At 58.9% G+C, this 231-nt stretch carries 1 protein-coding gene; it reads left to right on the top strand.

Translation table 11 applies throughout. From position 1 onward, the window contains the following. A partial coding sequence (locus HMPREF2792_RS12665) for a transposase family protein (protein ID WP_198530314.1) occupies positions 1–231 on the top strand: 231 nt, incomplete at both ends.

Raw genomic sequence — 231 nt, 5'->3', positions numbered from 1 at the left:
AGTCCCTAGATTCCGGTGCACAGCCGCCTCATGTAAGAGAAAGATCTTCCAAGAATCTTTAACCTGCGCTGATGACGGCGCCAAGCTCACGCACCGGGTCACCCGCTGGATCTTGCAGCGCCTTGCTATTGACCGGATGAGTGTGTCAGCTACCGCCAAAGCACTCGGTGTGGGCTGGGACCTGGTCAACCAAGTCGCGCTGGATGCCTGCCGCCAGCTTGTCTACGGCGA

Origin of the sequence: Corynebacterium sp. HMSC068H04 (assembly GCF_001811255.1) — a bacterium.
GTDB lineage: Bacteria > Actinomycetota > Actinomycetes > Mycobacteriales > Mycobacteriaceae > Corynebacterium > Corynebacterium hesseae.
Note: the sequence above shows the minus strand (reverse complement) of the source record. Positions and strands in the feature narration are given on the sequence as shown.